Source organism: Kitasatospora sp. NPDC001159 (assembly GCF_053598235.1).
Genome location: NZ_JBSFJV010000008.1, coordinates 51736 through 73550 on the forward strand (window position 1 = coordinate 51736; position 21815 = coordinate 73550).

Annotated in this window: 16 protein-coding genes and 1 pseudogene; 8 read left to right on the forward strand and 9 right to left on the reverse strand. The window is 71.9% G+C overall.

Going from position 1 to position 21815, the window contains the following annotated elements:
- Positions 1-283: 283 nt before the first annotated feature.
- Complete coding sequence (locus tag ACWC9T_RS06615) at positions 284-1057, reverse strand: maleylpyruvate isomerase family mycothiol-dependent enzyme (protein ID WP_449819953.1); 774 nt, start codon at positions 1055-1057, stop codon at positions 284-286.
- A 201-nt stretch (positions 1058-1258) separates the two neighbouring features.
- Between ACWC9T_RS06615 and ACWC9T_RS06620 the strand changes: the two genes are divergently transcribed.
- On the forward strand, positions 1259-1408 hold the full coding sequence (locus tag ACWC9T_RS06620) for a hypothetical protein (RefSeq protein ID WP_449819954.1): 150 nt from the start codon (positions 1259-1261) through the stop codon (positions 1406-1408).
- A gap of 32 nt (positions 1409-1440) precedes the next feature.
- Here ACWC9T_RS06620 and ACWC9T_RS06625 read toward each other — a convergent pair whose 3' ends face one another.
- The 4 genes from ACWC9T_RS06625 to ACWC9T_RS06640 form a co-directional block, all read right to left on the reverse strand.
- Positions 1441-1971, reverse strand: coding sequence for a DUF7158 domain-containing protein (locus ACWC9T_RS06625; protein WP_449819955.1), 531 nt, complete (start codon positions 1969-1971; stop codon positions 1441-1443).
- The gene (locus ACWC9T_RS06630) at positions 1968-6152 is read right to left on the reverse strand and encodes a glycoside hydrolase family 38 N-terminal domain-containing protein (protein WP_449819956.1); all 4185 of its coding nucleotides are present in this window, start codon (positions 6150-6152) and stop codon (positions 1968-1970) included. Before ACWC9T_RS06630 ends, ACWC9T_RS06625 begins: the two co-directional genes overlap by 4 nt.
- A 40-nt stretch (positions 6153-6192) precedes the next feature.
- Entirely contained in the window at positions 6193-8637 is a 2445-nt protein-coding gene (locus ACWC9T_RS06635) for an endo-beta-N-acetylglucosaminidase (protein WP_449819957.1), read from the reverse strand.
- A gap of 155 nt (positions 8638-8792) precedes the next feature.
- Positions 8793-9860 carry a LacI family DNA-binding transcriptional regulator gene (locus ACWC9T_RS06640; RefSeq protein WP_449819958.1) on the reverse strand — a complete coding sequence of 356 codons (1068 nt, stop codon included), beginning with the start codon at positions 9858-9860 and terminating at the stop codon, positions 8793-8795.
- A 132-nt stretch (positions 9861-9992) separates the two neighbouring features.
- Between ACWC9T_RS06640 and ACWC9T_RS06645 the strand changes: the two genes are divergently transcribed.
- The 7 genes and pseudogenes from ACWC9T_RS06645 to ACWC9T_RS06675 form a co-directional block, all read left to right on the forward strand.
- Positions 9993-11282, forward strand: a complete 1290-nt coding sequence (locus tag ACWC9T_RS06645; RefSeq protein WP_449819959.1) for an ABC transporter substrate-binding protein — start codon at positions 9993-9995, stop codon at positions 11280-11282.
- A 144-nt stretch (positions 11283-11426) separates the two neighbouring features.
- Complete coding sequence (locus ACWC9T_RS06650; protein WP_449819960.1) at positions 11427-12299, forward strand: carbohydrate ABC transporter permease; 873 nt, start codon at positions 11427-11429, stop codon at positions 12297-12299.
- A gap of 4 nt (positions 12300-12303) precedes the next feature.
- Entirely contained in the window at positions 12304-13176 is an 873-nt protein-coding gene (locus ACWC9T_RS06655) for a carbohydrate ABC transporter permease (RefSeq protein ID WP_449819961.1), read from the forward strand.
- Between the two features lie 56 nt (positions 13177-13232).
- Positions 13233-14489 carry a glycoside hydrolase 5 family protein gene (locus tag ACWC9T_RS06660; protein WP_449819962.1) on the forward strand — a complete coding sequence of 419 codons (1257 nt, stop codon included), beginning with the start codon at positions 13233-13235 and terminating at the stop codon, positions 14487-14489.
- 112 nt (positions 14490-14601) lie between these two features.
- Positions 14602-17643: an alpha-mannosidase gene (locus tag ACWC9T_RS06665; protein ID WP_449819963.1), complete on the forward strand. Its 3042-nt coding sequence runs from the start codon at positions 14602-14604 to the stop codon at positions 17641-17643.
- A gap of 72 nt (positions 17644-17715) precedes the next feature.
- Positions 17716-18648, forward strand: coding sequence for an ROK family protein (locus ACWC9T_RS06670; RefSeq protein WP_449819964.1), 933 nt, complete (start codon positions 17716-17718; stop codon positions 18646-18648).
- Between the two features lie 65 nt (positions 18649-18713).
- Positions 18714-18872, forward strand: a pseudogene (locus ACWC9T_RS06675) (mannose-6-phosphate isomerase, class I); the annotation flags it as partial.
- Positions 18873-19012: 140 nt separating this feature from the next.
- Here the strand turns inward: ACWC9T_RS06675 and ACWC9T_RS06680 are convergent.
- The 4 genes from ACWC9T_RS06680 to ACWC9T_RS06695 all read right to left on the reverse strand — a co-directional run bounded on the left by ACWC9T_RS06680 (position 19013) and on the right by ACWC9T_RS06695 (position 21810).
- Positions 19013-19408: a DUF2267 domain-containing protein gene (locus tag ACWC9T_RS06680; RefSeq protein WP_449819965.1), complete on the reverse strand. Its 396-nt coding sequence runs from the start codon at positions 19406-19408 to the stop codon at positions 19013-19015.
- Positions 19409-19713: 305 nt separating this feature from the next.
- Positions 19714-20265 carry an acyl-CoA thioesterase gene (locus ACWC9T_RS06685; protein WP_449819966.1) on the reverse strand — a complete coding sequence of 184 codons (552 nt, stop codon included), beginning with the start codon at positions 20263-20265 and terminating at the stop codon, positions 19714-19716.
- The gene (locus ACWC9T_RS06690; RefSeq protein ID WP_449819967.1) at positions 20262-20582 is read right to left on the reverse strand and encodes a hypothetical protein; all 321 of its coding nucleotides are present in this window, start codon (positions 20580-20582) and stop codon (positions 20262-20264) included. Before ACWC9T_RS06690 ends, ACWC9T_RS06685 begins: the two co-directional genes overlap by 4 nt.
- 268 nt (positions 20583-20850) lie before the next feature.
- Positions 20851-21810, reverse strand: coding sequence for a DUF6528 family protein (locus tag ACWC9T_RS06695; RefSeq protein WP_449819968.1), 960 nt, complete (start codon positions 21808-21810; stop codon positions 20851-20853).
- Positions 21811-21815: the final 5 nt, after the last annotated feature.

Consider the following 21815-nt stretch of genomic DNA (forward strand, 5'->3'; position numbering starts at 1 on the left):
CGATCGGCCCCTCGCTCCACCGAGCGAGGGGCCGATCCAAGACGGAGTTCCGCGCGCCGATGCCCGCTACCGACTCGCTGCTTGATCTACGAGGTCAGTCCCAGCAATCTGCACCCGCCGCGCACTGTCCCCAGTCGGGCGCGAGCCGCCCGCAGGTGCGCCTTTCGCCCTTGAACAGCAGGCCCGCAGCCTGCCCGCAGCCGCGCGATGTCCGCAACCCCGGGCCCAGTGGCGCCCGCAGGAGCGAGCGCATCAACCGACGGATGCGTCACAAGTGCGCGTTTTACGCGTTCGGGTCCCAGTCTGCGAGCTGCTCCATCGGCTCGGTGTCGCCGGTGGTCTCCAGGCCGTCAAGCGGGACGCGCGCGTAGAGGTAGAGGACCAGTTCGCTCGCTGCGCCTCGCACCGCCATGTCGCCCGGCTCCGCGTCGGCGGCGAGGTCGTCGCAGCGGACGCCGTCGGCGTTGAGGGTCAGGCGCCAGGAGCGGCCCTCGGTCGTGTGCAGGTCGATGGTCGCCGGCTTGAACGGCCAGGGGACGGTCGTCGCCGAGACGGTCGTCAGGAACTCGTCGACGCCCTCGACCGCGACGTCCGTCGGCAGCGGCTGTGCGGCCCCCTGGGTGAGCTGGACGTCGTAGGTGTGGACGGCGATCTCCTGGATCTGGTGCCGGGCCACGGCTCCGCTGGTCTCCGGGGCCTGCGAGCGGCCCCACCAGGTCCAGCAGCCGCGGTCCGGGCCGGCCGAGCGCATCGCGTCGAGCATGAGCTCGGTCGACTCGGCGAGCCAGGCGTCCAGGGCTTCGCGGTCGCGGGGCGCGGTCGGGGCGCCCTTCGGGTCCGTCCTCGCCGGGGGCTCAGCGCCCGGGCCCGCCGCGACGATGGCGGCCTGGCGGCGGCGGCCGTCGCCGAGGTGCTGCGCCAGTTCGCGCAGCGTCCAGTCCGGGCAGGTCGGGACCTGGACGTCAAGGTCGGGGGCGGACGCGATCGCGGCGCGGAACGCGGCCGAGCGGTCTTCGATCAGCCGCAGGACCTCGGGGAACTCCAAAGTGTTTTGCACCTCGGTTGTGTATCACGGCGCTCCGGCCGCCGGGTAACGAATTTGTCGGACGAACGCGTCGACGGCCGGGCGGAGCGCCGGCGCCGAAGCCGTCCTGGAACTCCGCGCACTGCTCGCCAACGGCGACTTCGACCGCTACTGGACCTACCATCTGGGCCTAGAGCACCAGCGCAACCACCGGGCCCGCTACCAACTCGCTGCTTGACCTACGAAGTCTGCTCAGTGGCGGTGGTGGTTGTCGGGTTGGGCGGGGTCTCCGGGGTGTTCCAATCCCTCTACCAGGGTGAGGCGTTGGGCGCGCTCGCGGTCGAGCCAGCGGACGAACTCTGCTCGGCGGGCGGCTTCGCGTAGGGCGGGGGTGGGGTCGGGGTTCTGGGGGTTGGTCAGGGTGGCGAGCAGGCTGGCCTTCCAGGGGCCGACGGTGACCCACTCGCCGGGTGGTGCTTCGCGGAGGGCTTCGGCGAGGGCCATGGGGAGCGTGGCGGGGCGGCCTCGAAGCCGCCGTCGGGGGTCGCGATGTGCCAGCGGGTGGCCGGCGGCTGGGTGGTCAGGGCGCGGTAGTGGGCGATGTCGTTCGGTGAGGGCTCGACCTCGGCGGTGACCGCCTCGTAGACGGCGCGGACGGCTGCGCTGCCCTCGTAGGCGGCCGCCGTGATGGAGCCGAGCTCGACGGCAGCCTGTTGGTCGAGTCGGGCCGGGCCGTCCTCGGTGACGGGCAGCTCGCGTTCGGCGGCGACCACCTCGCAGAGGACTTCGGTCAGGAGTACCTGGGCAACCCACCTGATGAGCTGGCGGTCCTCCGAGCTGCCCGGCTGGGGCAGCGCGGTGGAGCGTGGGGCGTTACGGAGGGCGGCGAGGCGCTCGTCGAGAGCGGTGCGGGGGAGGGGGTGTCCGTCGAGCAGGCCGAGAGTCATGCTTCCACCACCAGGGCGACGGTCGGCGCGTACTGGCAGCGGCCGAACCACATGGCCTTGGCCAGCGCCCAGTAGGCGCCGGGGTCGGTGGACTCGGGGGCGGCGATTTCGAAGTCGACGGTCACGGAGGAGCCGGCCGGGACGGTGAAGCCGCGGACCGGATCGTTGATCGCCTCCCAGGTGCCCCACGGGGAGACCAGCTGCAGTTCGCCTCGGACCTCGCCGCGCGTGCGGTTGGTGAGCCTGAGGGTGAGGGCGGCACGGCCTCCGGCGGTCAGGCGTACGGTCTCGTGGGAGACGTCCACCGACAGGCCGGTGTCGCGGCCGGTCACGGCCTTGGTGCCCTGGGCCGCCGTCCAGTCCTCGGGGGTGTCCCCAGGGACGGGCAACAGATCGGGGAGGTCACCGACGGCGATCGTGACCACGTCCTCGATCTGCTGCCCGTCGTGCTCGATCCGGACGGCGGCGAAGTACAGACCGGGTTCGGAGTCCGACGGTGGGGTGAGGGTGACCGGGAAGCGCAGGTGGCCGCCGGGCTCCAGCCGGTACGGGCGGCTGCCGAGGCTCGTCGCCCAGCCGTCCGGCGGCAGGACGACGGCCGTGCCCTCGACCGCCGCGTCCCGCAGCTGCGACGAGAGGGCGACCGAGAGGGTCACCGCCTCCCCCGTCGTCCGCAGCAGCCCCGGCGACGCGCCGATCGACACGGGCAGGTAGCCGAGCGGTGCCGGGCCCCGGTTGTGCAGCCAGTAGCGCGCGTGCACGGGCTGGGCGGGTTCGGCGACCGGACCGAGCACGGGGCCGTCGGCCGGAGCGGTCACGGCAGGAACCGCGAGCAGGGTGGCGATCTGCGACCCGGTCAGGTCGAGCTGGTCGACCGATTCCCCGAGCGGGTGTTCCAGCAGGTCAGCGGGCCGCACCTGGTCCAACCCCAGCGCGCCGCTGAGCCTCGCCGTCTGCCCGAGGCCGGTCGACTCGATCAGCCGAACGGTGAGGTCATGCCCCTCCGGCGCCGCCGAGCCGTGGGCGATCGGGTTTCCGGCCGGCTTGAGCGCGCCGAGCAGCACCTCGCGCTGCGGCTCGACCCGCAGCCAGGACAGGGTGGGCGGAAGCGGCCCCTCCTGGGCGGGCGCGACCCGGGCGTACAGCGGGTGGTTGAACTCCTGCCCTCGCGCGGGCAGTGTCTGGTCCCGCCAGTCGCCGTCCCCGCCCACCAGCGCGTAGCTGAACTCGTGGGTCCAGTGCTGGAGTTGGAATGAGGCACCGTCCGGCAGGGTACGCTGCGGCGGATCGATCCACACCCCGGACGGCCAGCCGGTGCAGGAGCGCATTAGCGACAGGTGCAGCGCGCCGGTGGTGTCCACCGCGAAGCCGGGCAGGCCGAAGCTGAGCAGGGCCACGGTGTGGTCGGCGAGTTGGTCCTCAACGGGCGCGGGGCAGACGGCGGTGATCCGGGCGTCGGCCAGGTCGTCGACCAGCGCGGAGACCTCGGACACGACCAACACCGGCAGCGCTCGCAGGTCCCGCAGATCCGCATCCGGCCGCCACACCTCGGCGAGCGGCGTCAGCGCCGGGACCCAGACCGCGCCGTGCGTCTTCAGCGCGGCCGCGTACTCCTCCCCCGCGCGCTCGATCAACTCCCGGGCGGCCTCGTTGTCTTCCGGACCGCCCACGACGACCCGGAAGTCCGGCAGGTTGGAGTCCACGTCCAGCCACCCGTACCGGGCCCAGTCCGCCCCCGAGGTGGTGGCGGTGACCCCGACCCGGGCGAGCGCAACCACCATCGGACGGGCGTCGGCGGCGTCGTCCAGCGTCGGCACGACCACCTCCGCCACGCCGAGGGCCCGCGAGCCGACCACCGCCCCTGCCGGGTCGGTCAGCACCGCCCGCACGGTGGCACCCAGCCCGAACCAGGTGTTCGCCGGGTTGTCCAGCGTCCACGGCGCCTCCGCGGAGTCCACGTCCGGCATGGCGAAGCCGCGCCCGACGACCGCCCCCGCGACCTCGCTGACCGGCAGCCCGCCCGGTACGTCCACCGGAAAGCGCAGCCGTAGCAGGCGATCGGCGCCGGAATAGTCGACGACCCTCGTCCGGCAGTCCACCCGGTCGAGGCCGCGCCACAGCGTGACCGTCTGCTCGTAGCGGACCCCGTCGACCGTCCCCTCGATCACCAGCCGCTCGCCGAGCGGACCGGTCTCGCGGCGGACTGAACCAGCAGAAGCCCCGGAGCCGACCACCGGGCCGCTCGGCACCAGGTGCCACGGGCCCTCGCCGAAGTCCGGGTGCTGCGGGTACTCCTCGTACACCCGCAGCTCGTTGCCGATCCGGCCGTCCTGGATCAGCTCCCGTTCGTGCAGAAGGTCGTAGACCGAGCTGAGCCCGCCACCGCGCGCCGGGTCGGCGGTCACCCGGAACCGTCCGTTGGCGATCGTGCAGCCCTCCGCGGCGTTCCACGGCTGCGCCGCGGCCCCCTCCACCAGCCGCCAGGTGCGCCAGCCGAGCGCGGGCACGTCCTCGGCGAGGAAGCGCAGCGTCCCCCGATCGACGTAGCTCGGCACGGGCGCACCGGCCTCGTCCAGCACCCGCACGGACCTTACTCCGTCGGGGAGTTCGACCGTGACCAGGTCCGCCCGATCGAAGGACAGCGTGTTGGTCACCACCACCGCCGACCCGACGCCTACCGTCGAGATCCGCGCCGTCAGCGCGTCCAGCGCCGCGTCCCGGACGGCCGACGCCAGGTCGTACGCCTCCCGCCAGCCGCCGAGCAGGTCCAGGTACACCTGGTCCGACTCCGAGCCGGTGATCGCGTCGTGGTGTGCACCGTACGCGAGTTGGCGCCACACCTTGTCGAGCGCGGCCCCGGGGTAGCGCCCGAGCCCGTTCACCACCGCGAGCGTGGCGAGCTTCTCCGCGTCCACCGCCGCGACCTCGCCCGCCCGTTGGGCCGGCTTGGTGTCGATGTACGAGACGTCCTTGCCGGTGTACACGGGATTCATGTCGCGGGTCTGCGGGCTGGCCCGGCGCCCGGTGGCGGCGAGTTCGGCCCGGACGGCGTCCAGGAAGTCGCACGGGGTGGCGCAGACGAAGCGCGGCCACAGGTACTTGGCGGCCCAGGAGCGGTGGATCTCGGTCACCCACTTGTTCGGCGGGGTGTAGTCCGTCCCCACCGGCAGCAGCAGGTTCTTCGTCGCGCCGACCGGCTTCAGCTTGCGGTACAGCTCGTAGACGGCCTGCTCGGCGCTGGCGAGGTCCGGGGAGGAGTCCATCCACCAGCCGGCCGAGTAGTGGTGCGGCATGTAGTGGGTGAGGACGCCGTCGCCGCCGGGCGCGATCCATTCGAACTCGCTCGGGAACTGCATCACCCGGGCGTCGTCCTTGCCCTCGCGGAAGTTCTTCTGGATCGGGCCCCACTGGTGGAACGGCCCGCGGGCCCAGGCGCTGCCGCTGAGGCCGGCCGCGGCGAGGTGACCGGGGAACTGCGGGTCGTGCCCGAACACGTCGAGCTGCCAGGCGGTCTGCGGGTCGCCGCCGAGGACGTCGCGCTGGTAGCCGATGCCGTAGACGATGTTGCGGATGGTCGTCTCGGCGCCGGTGAGGTTGGTGTTGGGCTCGTTGTAGGTGCCGCCGACGAGTTCGACCTGCCCGCGCTCCAGCAGCAGGCGCAGGGTCGCACGGCGTTCCGGGTGCTGGTCGAAGTACGGCTTCAGGTAGTCGACTTCGGCGAGCACGAACTTGTAGACCGGGTCCCGCAGGGCGAAGTCCAGGTGCGCGTCGACCAGCGCGAAGCCGTTGCGCTCCCACAGCGGCCGGGTGGTGGCGTCGGCGGAGAGCAGCTCCCAGGGAGAGGTGTAGGCGGCCTGGGTGTTCCACCAGACCGGGTCGTAGTGGAAGTGGGAGACCAGGTACATCGTCCAGCCGGGCTCGGCGACCTCCACGACACCCGCCGCCTCACTCACGGATGCCGTTACGGTGACCGGAAGTTGGGAGCCGACGGCCGCGCCGGTGACCTCCAACGGGACTTCGACCAGTCCCGTGCCGGTCGCCTCGCCGCGGACGCCCGGGCCGCTGACAGTGATCCGGGCGGCCGGGCCCTCGATCGTCACCCGCAGGATCTGGCGCGGAGCGTCCTCGGGGCCGACGAACAGGTCGGTGCTCTCCACGGCGGTGATGGTGGTGACCGGCACGGGGTGGTTCCTTTCCGGGGATCCGAAGAAGCGGGCGGGACTAGACTCCCCAGGCCTCGAACTCGTAGACACGGGCGGCCGGATCGGCGCTCTGGGTCGGCTTGGTGACGACCAGCCGGACGTAACGGGCCGTGGCGGTCACCGGGTGGGTGGTGGTGCCGGCCGTGTTGCCGGTCACGGTGGCGACGGTCGTCCAGGGGTCGGTGGTGCTGGAGCGGACCTGGATGGAGAAGTCCCGGGTGTTGTACGAGGCACTCTCGCCGCCCGCCTGGGCGTGCTTGACCACGAACTTGTTCAGTTTCTTCACCGAACCGAGGTCCACCTCAAGCCACTTGGATGAGGTGAGCGTGCACCACTTGTCGCCGTTCCCACCACTGACGCTACCGTTGACGGCCTTGGCCGGCCGCTCGTTGGCGTTGCACTGGCCGGAGGCGGTCGCCGGCCGGTACAGCGCCAGGTTGGTCGAGGTCGACGGCGTGCCGGTCCAACTCACCGTGGTGGACGTGGTGGTGGAGCGCCCATACGTGGTGGACACCGCCTCCACGTCCAGCGTGGTGGTGGATTCGCTCCCGGCCCGGTCGAGCCTCCCGACGAAGTAGGCGTCGCTGGGTGTGGCACCCAGGAAACTCCGGCTGCCGTCCGCATTGCGCCGGTACACCTCGTAGTGGTGGACGTTTCCGCCGGGCGCGGCCGTCCAGGAGAGCCGCAGCGACTGGCTGGCGCCCGGGGTGACATCGCTCGCCCCGAGCACGGTCAGCCCCTTCGGCGCGGCCGGGGTCTCCGTCGCCCCGTCGTAGAGGGCGACCTGGCCGACCCGGAGGTCGTACGCCGGGTCGGAGCCGTCCACCTGCAGGGCGAGCTGGGAGATCGTGCGGCCCGCGTACGGGGAGAGGTCGAGGGTGTGACGTTCCCAGCCGGTACCGGAGTTGCCGCCGACGTCCACGGTGGTGAAGCTGCCCGGGGAGTCGGTGAAGGAGACGGCGGCCTTGAGCTTGGTCGGGCCGGCGGCCGGGGTCTTGACCACCAGGTCCAGCTTGGTGTCGGGCGCGGCCGGCAGGCTGGTCTCGTACAGCCGCACGGTGTTGGTGGCGTCCAGGGTGCCGGTCAGCCGCAGCGAGGAGCCCCCCTGGTAGGCGTCGGTGAAGTCGACGGACGGACTGAGTTTGCTGCCACTGGAGTTGACCACCCAGCGGTAGGTCGGCGGGACGTCCTGGAGTGAGAGGTTGTTCCACCCGCCGGTGGCGACCCGGGTGCCGCCCGCGTTGTAGAAGTCGCCCTGTCCGGTGTTGAAGTTGGTGACGAAGGGCTTGGCGGTGATCGGCGAGGACTCGGCGACGTAGCCGGCCAGGCCGGGCCAGCTGCCGGAGAGGTCGGTGTTCGAGGGGTCGCCGTTGGCGCCGACCCAGTAACGGGCGTCCTTGGCGTAGAAGTCGGCGCGGTCGGTGGCGGACTTCCAGGTCCACTCGGGCCGGTAGAGGCCGAGCGAGGTGGTGTGCGGCTGCCCGGCCGGGAACAGGGTGTTCCAGTCGACGGAGGTGTTGTAGCCGTTGGCCTCGGTGTCGATTCCGGAGTACAGCTCGTACTCGCTGCGGCCGAGTTGCCGGGCCAGTGTCCGGGAGGAGTCCAGGCCATCCGCCGTCCAACCGAAGTTGAGGAACATCGCGTCCGAGGTGCGCTTCGAACCATCTTGCAGGAAGGGAGAGTTGGCCGAGGTGAGGGCGTTCTGCCAGTCGACCGCGCCGGAGGTGGTCATCGCGTCGTACCACATGAAGTCGGTGCCGCTCTGCGCCTTGGTGTACTGCATCAGGTTGCGCACCTCGGTGGCGAGGCCCGTGTCGCCCCCACCGGTCTCCTGGTTGATGAACCAGCCGTCGAAGCCGTAGTACTGGGCGGCCTGGACCAGCTTGTCGGCGACGGGGTAGCGGTTGCCGGACTTCTGGACGAAGTCGCGCACCCATTGGAGCTGTCCGCCGTACGCGGCGGGCGGGAAGAAGACGGTGCCGTAGACCTTGACGCCGTTGCGGTGGGCGGCGTCGATGACGGTCGGGTTGGGGGCGAGGATCAGGCCCTCGCCGGCCGAGCCGCCCCAGAACACCAGCTTGTCGACGTACTGCCAGTAGCCGAAGGCGTAGTAGTTCGGGTCGGCGGAGCCCTGGGAGGGGTTGTTGGAGGTGGGAGCGAAGGAGACCAGCGAAGCGATCTTCCCCTCGCCCGCATGGGCGTTGGGGTTCGCGGCGAGGGCCGGGTCGCTGGTGCGCGGCTGCAGCGGGACACGGGAGCGGTTGAACCGGGCGTCCGGGTCGGTGGCCGGATCCCAGTTCAGGATGGGGCTGGGGTACCAGTAGGAGGCGTACGGCTGGCTGCCCGAGCCGGCGGTGACGGCGGGCGCCGGAGCCGGTCTCGGTTCGGCCCAGGCGGAGGGGGTGGCGGTCAGCGCGGCCGTCGCGAGGGCTGCGCCGAGCAGCAGGGGGAGACGTCTTGACATGCGGTGGCTCCGATCGAGCGGAGTGGGTGGTGCCGGGCCCACCGGCAGCGGCAGGCCCGGGCGCATGCGGGCGTGGCGGTGCTCATCGAGAGGGGGAAATTCAGCGAACATGACAGCGGACGGTGCGCAGGTCGGACCCCCTCGGCGCAGCGAGGCTAAACCGGTTCAGGACCCGTGTCAACGACTCGCGCAGCAACCACCCCGACCGGTGAGGGCGGCGAGGTCGACTCCCGTACGGTCAGCCGGGGCGTGGGCATCTGCAGGTCCCGCCCGGGCCCGGTCTCGTCCACCGCCTCCAGCAGGCTGCGCGCGACCTGCTCGCCGAGTGCGAAGGTGTCCCGGCTGAGCGCGGTCAGCGGCGGGTGGACGATCCGCGCGAGCACCGAGTCGTCGAAGGAGACGATGGACAGCTCGCCGGGCACCGCGACGCCCATCTCCCCCGCCACGCCGAGCCCGGCGACGGCCATCACGTCGCTGTCGTAGACGATCGCGGTGGGCCGCTTGGGCCGGGAGAGCAGGGTGCGGGTGGCCGCCGCGCCCTCGGCGTCGCTGAAGTCGGTCGGCACCGACACCGCTTCCTCCAGCCCCAGCCGGCGCGAGGCGTCGCGCAGCGCGCGGATCCGCCGCTGGGTGTGCTGGAAATGCGGCAGCCCGGCCAGGTGGGCGATCCGGCGGTGCCCGATGGCGGCCAGGTAGTCGACGATGGAGAGCATCGCCTCCCGGTCGTCGGCCCAGATCCGCAGCTGGTTGCCGCCCTTGCCGGGCCCGCCGAGCACGACGGCGGGCAGCCCGAGTGCGTCCAGCACCGGCAGTCGTGGGTCCCTGACCTGCAGGTCCACCACGATGAAGCCGTCCACCCGGTGCTCGGAGGCCCAGCGCCGGTAGACCTCGATCTCGGCGGCGGTGTCCTCGACCACCATCAGGTGCAGCGCGACCGAGCTGGCCGAGAGCACGGCCTGCAGGCCGGAGAGCAGTTGGCTGAAGAACGGCTCGACGCCGATGGTGCGGGCCGGGCGAGCGATCACCAGGCCGACGGCGTCCGCCTTGGCCCCGCCGAGGGCGCGCGCGGCGCTGTGCGGGCGCCAGTTCATCTCCTCGGCGACCCGCAGGATCCGCGCCCTGGTCGCCTCGCTGACCCCCGGGCGGCCGTTGAGCGCGAAGGACACCGCGCCCTTGGAGACACCTGCCCGGCGGGCGATGTCGGCGATCGTCGGTCTGCCCACGGAACCCGACTCCTTCTCTTGACAGCCAAGTTTAGGCGGGAGCATAGTCCCTGCCATAGCTAGACCGGTTTAGTTATGCCGATTCTGATATTCCGCACCATCCCCCACCCACCCCAGGACCGGGAGACCCTCATGCGAAGAATCTGGGCGGCACTGACAACAACAGCCCTCACCGCGGTGGCCCTCGCCGGCTGCGGACTCGGCTCCGGAGACGGCAAGAACAGCGACAGCGTGGCGAGTGCGGCCGCCACCGGTGAGGTCAAGGGCAAGGTCTCGCTCCAGACCTGGGCGCTCAAGCCCAAGTTCACCGACTACATGCAGGGCGTGATCGACGGCTTCAAGAAGAAGTACCCCGGCGTCGAGGTGGACTGGCTGGACCAGCCCGGCGAGGGCTACGCCGACAAGGTGCTCAGTCAGGCCGCCGCCGGCACCCTGCCCGACGTGGTGAACCTCCCGCCGGACTTCGCCTTCCCGCTGGCGAGGAAGGACGTCCTGCTGGACGTCGCCAAGGCCGACCCCAAGCTCGCCGACGAGTACGTCGCCGGCGGCGTGGAGGCCTACCGCTACAACGGCTACCAGGGCACCTTCGGCTACCCCTGGTATCTCAACACCGATGTGAACTACTGGAGTTCAGAGCTCCTCACGAAGTACGGCCTGGACCCGAAGAAGCCCCCGACCACCCTGGACGAACTGATCGCCCAGGCCCGGGTGATGAAGGAGAAGTCCGGCGGCCAGAGCTACCTGATGAGCCGCAAGCCGGGCCTGGGCGACCTGTACAACATCGGCGTGAAGATCATGGCCGACGACGGCAAGTCCTTCACCTTCAACACCCCCGAAGCGGCCGCGCTGCTCGACAAGTACCGCGACGCCTTCAAGGAAGGACTGATGCCGAACGGCGTGCTCACCGACACCTACGCCGGCAACTCCAAGCTCTTCAGCTCCGGCACCGCGGCCTGGACCACCGGCGGCGGCAACTTCATCACCAGCCTCGCCACCGACAACCCGACCCTCGCCCCGAAGGTCGTCCCCTCCCCCGCGATGGCCACCCCGCCGTTGTACGTCCAGGGCCTGTCCATCCCCAAGAACACCAAGAACCCGGCCGCCGCCGTCGCCCTGGCCCGCTGGGTCACCAGCCCCGAGAACCAGGCCGCCTTCGCCCACCTGACCAGCGTCTTCCCGTCCACCAAGGCCTCCGCGAACGACCCGTTCTTCAGCAAGAGCGACGGCACCAACGCGAGCGACGCCAAGGTGATCACCTTCACCTCGCTCGCCAAGGCCAAGCTGATCCAGCCGGTCGAGGTGGACGACGCCATGGGCACGATCATCAAGCAGCAGTTCGCGCTGGCCATCAGCGGCGACACCAGCTCCAAGCAGGCGCTGAACACCGCCGTCGAGCAGTGCAACAAGCTGCTCAAGGGCTGACCACCCGCTCCGAGGACCGTACCGGCGAAGCGGCGGGTCTCCCACACACACACACCCGCCGCCCCCGGGAACGACCCGTACCCAGGCCCCAGGCCCGCACCACCCCGGGCCCCAGCAGGGCCGAGGCCCCCGAAAGGCAACGGCATGACCCACCGGCGTTGGTTCACCCCCTGGCTGCTCGCCGGGCCCGCGATAGTCTGGCTGGCCGTCTTCAACCTCTGGCCGGCCGTCAACACGGTGATCCTGTCCCTCACCAACGCCAAGCCCCTGGGCGGCGGGCAGTTCACCGGCCTGGAGAACTACGGCCGCCTGCTCGACGACGACCAGCTCGCCGACGCTCTGCTCAACAGCATCGTGTTCATGCTGGTCTGCCTCCCCCTGCTCACCGTCCTGCCGCTGCTGCTCGCCCTGCTGGTCCAGCGGCGCATCCCCGGCATCACCTTCTTCCGCACCGCGTTCTACACCCCGGTGATCGCCTCGGCCGTGGTGGTGGCACTGATCTGGGGCTGGGTGCTGGACGACCGGGGCCTGGTCAACGGCCTGCTCCAGCAGAGCGGACTGGCCGGCTCCCCGGTCTCCTTCCTCACCGACCGCTGGCTGCTGCTGTTCAGTGCGATCGCCCTGACCGTCTGGAAGGGTCTCGGCTACTACATGGTCATCTACTTGTCCGCCCTCGCCAACGTCCCGCGCGAGCTGCACGAGGCGGCGGCCGTGGACGGTGCGAGCCAGGTGCGCCGGTTCTGGCACGTCACGCTGCCGGGGGTGCGGCCGACCATGGTGCTGATCTCGGCCCTGATCTCGGTCAGTTCGCTGCGCGTCTTCTCGGAGCTGTACGTGCTCTCCAACGGCCAGGGCGGGCCCGGCGGCCGGGACATGTCGGTGGTGATGCTGATCCAGATGTACAGCCGCGGCTTCAACGGCCACCTGGGCTACGCCTCCGCGCTCAGCCTGCTGCTGTTCGCCGTCACCCTCGGCCCGATGCTGTTCCTGATGCGGCTGAACCGGAAGGCGGCCTGACCCCATGACCACCGTCCGCACCAAGGCCGCGCGGGGCTCCAGGGGCTTCAACACCCCCTCCCCCGCCCAGACCGTCGCCCGCTACCTGCTCCTGATCCTCGTCCTGCTGCTGGTCATCGGCCCCTTCCTGTGGCAGCTGTCCACCTCCCTCAAGGGCCCCGCCGAGGACGTCTACACCCGCACCCCGAGCTTCCTGCCCGACCAGCCGACCCTCGGCAACTACGGCAAGGTCGCCGACACCATCCCGGTGTGGACGTACGCCCTCAACTCGGTGATCGTCGCGGCCGTCTGCATCACCGGCAACGTGGTCGGCTGCACCCTCGCCGGCTACGCGCTCGCCCGGCTGCGCTTCCGCGGTGCCAAGCTGATGCTCGGCCTGTTCCTGGCCACCCTGGTCCTGCCCGGCGAGGTCACCATCGTCTCCCAGTACGTGCTGGTGCGCAGCCTCGGCCTGGCCGACAGCCTGGCCGGCGTCGCCCTGCCCGGCGCGATCGCGATGCTCAACGTGCTGCTGATGCGCACCGCCTTCGCCGCCGTACCGGCCGAGCTCGACCAGGCCGCGCTGGTCGACGGCGCCAACGTCTGGCAGCGGCTGTGGCACGTCGGCCTGCCCAATGTGCGCGGCATGCTCAGCGTGATCGTCATCTTCACCTTCATCGGCGCCTGGGACGACTTCCTCTGGCCGCTGATCGTGCTCAACGACCCGCAGAAGTACACCCTCACCGTCGGGCTCCAGTACCTGAACGGCACCTTCTCCGCCAACCCCCGGCTGATCGCGGCCGGCACCATGATCGCCTTCCTGCCGATCGTCGTGGTGTTCGCCGTGTGCCAGCGCTTCTTCTTCAAGGGCGTCGAGGAGGGAGCCGTCAAGGGGTGAGCCCCCAAGGACGAAGACACCGTCCGTATGCCCCAACCAAGTTGAGGAAGCCCTCCGTGACCACCACTCCGCGCTTCGGCGTCAACTACACCCCCAGCGCCGGCTGGTTCCACCACTGGCTCGACTTCGACCTCGACGCCGTGCGCGCCGACTTCGACTCCATCGCCGCCCTCGGCCTGGACCACGTCCGGGCCTTCCCGCTCTGGCCGCTGTTCCAGCCCAACCGCACCCTGATCCGCCCGCGCGCCGTCGAGCAGCTCACCGCCCTGGTGGACGCGGCCGGTGAGCGCGGACTGGACGTCGCGGTGGACGGCCTGCAGGGGCACCTGTCCAGCTTCGACTTCCTGCCGTCCTGGACCCGGACCTGGCACCGGCGGAACATCTTCACCGACCCCGAGGTGCTCGACGGCCAGGCGGCCTATCTGCGCACGCTGGCCGAGGCGCTGCGCGAGCGGCCCAACTTCCTCGGGATGACGCTCGGCAACGAGATCAACCAGTTCTCCGGCGCCCCGCACCCCGACCCGGACCGGGTCACCCCCGCCGAGGCGGAGGCCTGGCTGCGCCGGATGCTCGCCGCCTGCGAGCAGGGCGCGCCCGGACGCCTGCACCTGCACGCCTCCTACGACGCCGCCTGGTACCTGGACGGGCACCCGTTCACGCCCTGGCACTCGGCCCGGCTGGGCGCCGCCACCGCCGTGCACTCCTGGGTGTTCAACGGCACCGCCCAGCGCCACGGCGCCCATTCCACCGCCACCACCCAGCACGCCGCGTACCTGGTGGAGCTGTCCAAGGCCTGGGCTGACGACCCGGCCCGCCCGGTCTGGCTGCAGGAGGTCGGCGCGCCCGCCCCGCACATCACCGCCGAGGACGCGGCCCGGTTCACCGGCGCCACCGTGGCGGCCGTGCTGGACTGCCCGGACCTGTGGGGCGTCACCTGGTGGTGCTCGCACGACGTGGACCGATCGCTCGCCGACTTCCCCGAACTGGAGTACAGCCTCGGCCTGTTGACCACCGAGCGGCGGGTCAAGCCGGCCGGCGCCCGGCTCGCCGAGGCCGCCGCCGAGGCCCGCCGTTCCTGGCAGCCGCCCAAGCCGCGCAGCACCGCCGTGGTAGTGGCCACCGACGACGAGGTGACCTCCCCCCGCCGCTCGGTCTGCGGCCCCGGCGGCCCGGTCTACGAGGCGTTCATGCGCCTCGCCGAGGCGGGTGCCCGCCCGACCGCCGTGCTCGCCGAGCGCGCCGGGGACCGGGCACACCTGGCCGCGCGCGGCATCACCGAGGTCGTCCACCCCTCCGACGTACGTTCTCCCTGAGCACCACCCACCCACCTGGACGCCGCCGGCCCTCAGACCACCGCCGACCCGAGCGGCACCGCCGACCCACCGAGACACCGCTGACCCTCGCCACGCAACGGAGCCTGCCGACATGCACGATGACCGCACCCTGGTCGAGTCCCGCCTCAAGCGCGTCCTGGAGGAGCGCATCCTCCCGGCGGTCTACCCCGAGTCCGTCCCGTTGGAGGTCGGCATCTGGACCGCCCCCGGCGAGCCCGTCCCGGTCGCCGAGGGCCTGGCCGCGCCACGCACCCCGATCGCGGTCGGCGACGCCTGGGGCGCGCCCTGGGGCACCAGTTGGCTGACCGTGGCCGGCACCGTGCCCGAGGCCTGGGCCGGGCGGACGGTCGAGGCGCTGATCGACCTCGGCTTCGACGCCAACATGCCCGGCTTCCAGTGCGAGGGCCTGGTCTACCGCCCGGACGGCAGTCCGGTGAAGGGCCTCAACCCGCGCAACCAGTGGGTGCGGATCGCCGCCCCGGCGGCCGGCGGCGAGCGGGTGCTGCTGCACGTCGAGGCCGCCGCCAACCCGGTGATCCTGGACTACCACCCCTTCCTGCCCACCGAGTTGGGCGACCGGGAGACGGCGGGCGACCGGCCGCAGTACCGGCTGGCCCGGATGGACCTGGCGGTCTTCGACGACACCGTCTGGCAGCTGTCGCTGGACCTGGAGGTGCTCGGCGAGCTGATGGCCGAGCTGCCGGTGGAGAGCGCCCGCCGCTGGGAGATCCTGCGCGCGGTCGAGCACTGCCTCGACGCGGTCGACCTGCAGGACGTCAACGGTACTGCGGCGCTGGCCCGTTCGGAGCTGACGGCGGTCCTGGCCGCGCCCGCCGTGCCGTCCGCGCACCGGATCAGCGCGATCGGCCACGCCCACATCGACTCGGCCTGGCTCTGGCCGCTGCGCGAGACCGTCCGCAAGGTGGCCCGCACCACGGCCAACATGACCGCCCTGCTGGAGGACGAGCCGGACTTCCTCTACACCATGTCCCAGGCGCAGCAGTACGCCTGGATCAAGGAGCACCGCCCCGAGGTGTACGCGCGGGTGCGCAAGGCGGTGGCCGAGGGGCGGTTCGTCCCGGCCGGCGGCATGTGGGTGGAGTCCGACACCAACATGCCGAGCTCGGAGGCGATGGCCCGCCAGTTCGTGCACGGCAAGAGGTTCTTCCTGGAGGAGTTCGGGGTCGAGAACCACGAGGCCTGGCTGCCGGACACCTTCGGCTTCACCGGCGGTCTACCGCAGATCATCCGCAACGCGGGCTCGAAGTGGCTGCTGACCCAGAAGATCTCGTGGAGCCAGGTCAACAGGTTCCCGCACCACACCTTCCTCTGGGAGGGCATCGACGGGACGCGGATCTTCACCCACTTCCCGCCCGTGGACACCTACAACTGCTCCATGAAGGGCAGCGAAATCGCCCACGCGGCACGGAACTTCAAGGACAAGGGGGTGGCCCGGCACTCGCTGGCCCCGACCGGCTGGGGCGACGGCGGCGGCGGGACGACCCGTGAGATGGTCGCCAAGGCCGCCCGGATGAGGGACTTGGAGGGCTCCGCCACCGTCCGCTGGGAGAAGCCCGCCGAGTTCTTCGCCAAGGCCGAGGCCGAGTACCCGAACCCGCCGGTCTGGGTCGGCGAACTCTATCTGGAGCTGCACCGGGCCACCCTGACCAGCCAGGCGAGGACCAAGCAGGGCAACCGGCGCAGCGAGAACCTGCTGCGCGAGGCCGAACTCTGGTGCGCCACCGCCGCGTTGCGCACCGGCGCCGAGTACCCGTACGAACAACTGGACCGGATCTGGAAGACCGTCCTGCTGCACCAGTTCCACGACATCCTGCCCGGCTCCTCGATCGCCTGGGTGCACCGGGAGGCCGAGGCCACCTACGCGGCGCTGGCGCGGGAGCTGGAGGGGCTGATCGGAGCGGCCCAGCAGGCGCTGGCCGGTGCGGCCTCGGGCGGGCGCGAGCTGGTGTTCAACGCGGCGCCGCACGCGCGTTCGGCCGTTCCGGCAGGCGGGGCGGCAGTCGTCGTCCCGGGCGGTACGGCCTGCTCGGTGGCCCCGGTGGACGGTGGCGGCTTCACCCTGCGCAACGGTCTGCTGGAGGTGGTGGTCGACGCCGACGGCCTGATCGGCTCGGTGGTCGACACGGCGAGCGGCCGGGAGACCGTCGCCCCCGGCAGCCGGGCCAACCTGCTCCAGCTGCACCCCGACTTCCCCAACATGTGGGACGCCTGGGACGTAGACCAGTTCTACCGCAACACCGTCACCGACCTGACCGGCGTGGACTCGCTCACCGCCTCGGCCACCACCGATCAGGCCTCGGTCCGGATCGCCCGCTCCTTCGGCTCCTCCACCGTCGTCCAGACGCTCACCCTGCGGGCCGGCGAGCAGCGCCTCGACATCGACACCGAGGTGGACTGGCACGAGACCGAGAAGTTCCTCAAGGCCGCGTTCCCGCTGGACATCCACACCGAGCGCTACGCCGCCGAGACCCAGTTCGGCCACCTCTACCGGCCCACCCACACCAACACCAGCTGGGACGCCGCCAAGTTCGAGGCCTGCAACCACCGCTTCGTCCACCTGGACGAGCCCGGCTGGGGCGTCGCCCTGGTGACCGCCTCGACCTACGGCCACGACGTCACCCGCACCGTGCGCGACGGCGACGGCGGCACCACCACCACGGTCCGCTTCTCGCTGCTGCGCGCCCCGCGCTTCCCCGACCCGAGGACCGACCAGGGCCCGCACCGTTTCCGGCACGCCCTGGTCCCGGGCGCGGCGATCGCCGACGCCGTCCGCGAGGGCTACCGGATCGGCCTGCCCGAGCGGCGGGTCACCGGCAGCTCCGAGCAGATCGCGCCGCTGGTCGAGCTGGACGTCGACGCGCTGGTGGTCAGCGCGGTCAAGCTCGCCGACGACCGCAGCGGCGACCTGATCGTCCGGGTCTACGAGGCGGGCGGCGGCCGCGCCCGGGGCCGGCTCACCACCTCCTTCCCGCTGGCCGGCGCCGCCCCCTGCGACCTGCTGGAGCGGCCCTGGGACGGCACCCGCGGCGAGGTCACGGTGGAGGACGGTGCGGTGCAGCTGGCGCTGCGGCCGTTCGAACTGGTCACCCTGCGGCTCAGCACGGCCAGCTGACCGACGTACCGTAAAAGCGCCCCGGCCCCGCGCGGCCGGGGCGCCGCCGACTCCCACCTCCTGGAGCCCACCGTGCCGCTCACCCCACTGTTCGCCGCTGTCGACATCGGCGGCACCAAGATCGCCGGCGCGCTGGTCGACGGCGCCGGACGGCTGCGGCACCGGCTCCAGCTGCCCACCCCGGCCCGGGAGCCGGGCCCGGCCGTGCTCGCCGTCGTGCACAAGGTGCTGGACCAGCTCGCCGGTACGGCCGAGTGGGCCGCCGTGACGGCCGTCGGGATCGGCAGCGCCGGCCCGGTCGACCTCGCGGGCGGCACCGTCAGCCCGGTCAACATCCCCGGCTGGCGCGGCTTCCCGCTGGTCGCCGAGGTCGCCGCGCACCCGGCGGTGGCCGCTCGTGCGCTGCCCGTCCGGCTGGCCGGGGACGGCGTCGCGATGGCCGCCGCCGAGCACTGGCAGGGCGCGGCCCGGGGCGCCGCCAACGCGCTCTGTCTGGTGGTGTCGACCGGCGTCGGCGCCGGGCTGGTGTTGGACGGCGCCGTCCGGCCGGGCCCCAGCGGCAACGCCGGGCACCTCGGCCACATCAGCGTCGACCTGGACGGCGAGCTCTGCCCGTGCGGCTCGCGCGGCTGCCTGGAGGGCCTCGCCAGCGGCACCGCGATCGCCCGCCGGGCCCTCGCCGAGGGCTGGCGCCCGGACGGCGAGGACCGCACCGCCCGGGCGGTCGCCGCTGCCGCCGGGGCGGGGGACCCGATCGCGCTGGCCTCCTTCGACCGGGCCGCCCAGGCCCTGGCCGCCGGGATCGCCGCCACGGCCGCCCTGGTCGACCTCGACCGGGTGGTGGTCGGGGGCGGCGTCGCCACCGCCGGGGAGGTGCTGTTCACCCCGCTCGCCCGGCACCTGGACCGCTACGCCGCCCTCTCGTACATCCGCGGCCTGGACGTGCGCCGCGCCGAACTCGGCACCGATGCCGGGCTGATCGGCGCGGCGGCGCTCTGCCGCTGACCGCCCGCCGGCACCACCCCGTTCGGAGACCCGCGCCATGCCGCCCTACGCCCTGCTCCACAACCCTGGACGCCGGGGTGCCGCACGCGTATCTCCGGGGCACGGGCGTCGAGTTGATGGCCAGCTCGGACAATGTGCTGCGCTGCGGGCTCACCGCCAAGCACATCGACGTCGACGGCCTGCCGGCGGTCACGTCCTTCCGCACGGGACCGCCCGAGGTCCTCACCGCGACGCCGAGACCTCCGCGTTCCCATCCTCCGCTCCGGGCCACCACGGGTCGGTAGCCCGTGCAGGCCTGTGGAGGGGCCCGCAGGCCGGGGAGGTTCCTCAGGCCGGGGAAGCGGTCCTCAGCGCGAAGGGGCGCTCAGGCCGGCAGCAGGTGGCCGAAGAGCAGGTCGTAGCCTTCCGGGAGTTGTTCGATCACCCGGTCGATCAGTTCCCCCGGAACCAGGTCGGCCACGGTGCTGAGCACCGCCCCGATGTCCCACTGGGCGGTGGCCGGCGTCGCCCCGTCGATCCAGCCGACCACCGCGTCCACGAAGCGCTCGGCGGTCAGCGGCGCGGTGGCCGGCTGGGCGTCGCGCAGCAGCGAGGCGTGCGTCGTGGGCAGCGCGTCGGCGAGTTCGGTCCGTTCGGATCCCACCAGATGCTCGCCGAGCAGGCCGAGCACGACCCGGGCGGCATGGTCCGCCTCCGCCTGGCCCCGGTACTCGCCGCGCTCCACGACGCGGGCGAGGAAGTCCTCCCAAGAGATGGCCATCGCGTCCTCCTTCCGGTCGGCGGGATCCGGCCGCACCGGCGGCGGCCGATGGTCCGAGGCCCCCTACCGCCTGCGCGACGCCTCATCGCAGCCCGTGACCGCCGGAGACCGGACGTACCGGCTCCCGTGCTGATCAGCGTACTGCGGTCCGACCGGGCCGATGCCCGCCGATCTCGGCGGGGGGACTTCCGGGCACGAACGCGCTGGCCGAGGGCCGGGGCCGGACGGACGGATCGACGCCGTTGTCGATCACGCCGCCGACCCGAACCGTCACCGGCACGGGAACTCACGGGATCGAGCGGCGGTCAGCCCGCCGAGGCCCGACACCGCCTACGCGAGCCGCGCGACGGGACCACCCCGCCGCCGGAGCGGGTCGCCACCCGCTGGGGCGGCACGGTCGGCTGCACGCCGACGGCCAGGGCGTCGCCACGCGCCGTGTCCGGCATAAACGCCGACAGAAAACGGCGTTCGTTCTGGGTGAGTTTGCGCGATCGACCGGATTCCCGGTCCCGCGCGACCACCACGGTCCGGGCCCGCATAAAGGTGAGCTGTTCCCGACAGACATTCACCTCGACCTGCGCGGAACTCCGGCCGAGCCGTTCCACCGTCAGTCGCACCGCCAATGGCTCCGGCCCGTGGTGCAACTGTTCCAGGTAGTCGATCTCGTGCCGTGCGATAATGAATCCGGACGGGAACAGCGATTCCCGGACGGCGGTCGCGTGGTGGCAGAACAGGTCGTAAATCCCCTCCTGGATGTAGCCGACCAGCCGGGCGTTGTTGATGTGCCCGTTCTCGTCGACGTCGCTCCACCGGGTGGGGCAGGACAGCACGTGGGCGCGGGCGTACACCGTGCTCACTGCTGCGTCAGCCCGGCCGAGACCCCGGCGGGGAGCAGCGCGCGCCGCAACCTGGCGTAGTAACCGGAGTGTTCGGCCGCCATCCGGGCCGCGGTCCACCCTTCCTCGGCGGCCTCGGCGGCCGCCTGGACGACCAGGCTGTCCAGCACCGCGTCGACCGAACGGCAGAGTTCAGCGACCGCCGCGAGCCGCTCGGTGACATCGGCCCCGCTGGCCGCGTTCCGGGCCGGGAAGGCGGACAGCGAATCCACCGCGAGCTGCAGATCGTCGATGACATCCGACCGGTTTTCCGGAAGTGAATTCCGCAGGTTCCGCATGCTTTTCTCCAGGACCAATTCGGGCCGTTACGGCCCGGTAACTAACGTTCGAATACACCGGCTCGGCGTCGACCCCCCGACACCGTCGACGCTATCCCAGTCGGCGCGGGTCCGCAGATGGTTTCAGGACGGTGAGGGGAAACTGACTTCTATTGGAGTAGTTTGCAGGAGTACACAATATGCCCCATCAGCCGAACGCGGTAAGCAGAACGGGTGGTATCGCCGACCCGCCGCGCAAGATCGACTACTGTCCGTCACTGATCTGGTATCAGGCGGCCCACCAGCGCGCCTTGTACAGCTGCGTCCCGCCCAGCGTCCAGGTCCCCTCCGGGCGGTGCAGCCGGATCACCGAGGTGCACCAGTCGCACGGGCCACGGTGATCAGGGGCCACCGTGAGCAGCCGCCCGGTGCCGGGGGCGTCGCCGATGCTCTTGACGTCCTGCTCCGCGACGGGATCGGCCAGACGGACGAGGGTGAACCCGTCGGCGGCCGGGTCGTACTGCCACAGACCGTTCAGCGTGCTCACCCAGAACCGGCCCGGCGCGCCCAGCGCGGGCGCGAGGTCATGCCCGCCCCGGTCGGGCAGCGGGGCGCTCCGGACGGCGCTCAGGGTGGGCTCGACCGGGGTGCCGCCGATCCGCAGCCCGGTCAGGGCGTCGTCGCCGAGCGCCCAGAGCAGGCTGGTCCGCTCGTCCCAGTACACCCCGTGCGCGCCGGGCAGGCGGAAGGTCGCGTGAGCGGTCACCCGGGCGCCCTGCGAGGCGGCGTACAGCCGCACCCAGCCGCCGCCGCTCGCGGCGACCGCGACGTTGCCGTCCGGGAGCAGCTCGATGCTGTGCGGGTTGACGGCGTCGCCGAGGTCCGCCGCCCAGCGGCTGCGGCCGGTGGCGGTGTCGACGACCGCGGCGAGCCCGCCGGAGGCGGTGGTCAGCAGGTAGCGGTGGTTCTCCAGGACCCGGCCCTTCGCCTCGTCCGGGTTGGTCCAGCTGTGCGCGGGGTCGAGGTCGCCGAGGTCGGGCGCCCGGTCGGCCCCCCAGGACCACACGACGGGCGGGCGGTCCGGTCCCTGATAGTCCATCGGCTCATCAGTCGCCTCCAGGACGAGGACGCGGCGGGACGCCTGGTCCACGGCGACCACCTCCCCGTCGGACGAGGTGGCGTACGCGCGGCTTGCCGGCGCGCAGAGCAGCAGGGCCAGCCACAGGGCGGGGAGGGTTCGACTCAGCACGCCCT